This is a genomic window from Ferrovum myxofaciens, from assembly GCF_000735045.1.
GTDB classification, from domain to species: Bacteria; Pseudomonadota; Gammaproteobacteria; order Burkholderiales; family Ferrovaceae; genus Ferrovum; species Ferrovum myxofaciens.
The window spans coordinates 1-304 of the sequence record NZ_JPOQ01000208.1 but is presented as its reverse complement, the minus strand read 5'-3'; the positions used below and the strand labels follow the sequence as shown (position 1 = coordinate 304).

Below are 304 nucleotides of genomic sequence, written 5' to 3'. Positions count from 1 at the left end.
TCCGCAATCTGGACAAACCCATTGACGTGTCGAAAGCGAAAGACTCTTGAGGACGTATCCGCAACTCGAACACCGCTTCGAACTCGGGTACCAACGATCGATCTTGACAACCGTTCGACCGGCCCAAACAGCTTTATATTCCAGTTGTCGGGCAATTTCACCAAATCCCGCATTCAGAACCGAACGGTTCAGGCCTGACTTGGCCTTGACGTTCGATCCGGGCTTGTCAGCACTTCCTTTCGCACTAGCCGTCATGCCACGGACATACAGGGATTCCATCGCAATCGTTTGGTTCTCGCGAACG

General features: G+C 53.0%; 1 protein-coding gene. It reads right to left on the bottom strand.

Annotated features, from left to right (window positions below):
* On the bottom strand, positions 1 to 304 hold a 304-nt coding region (locus IV91_RS17465; RefSeq protein ID WP_411464065.1), incomplete at both ends, for an RNA-guided endonuclease InsQ/TnpB family protein.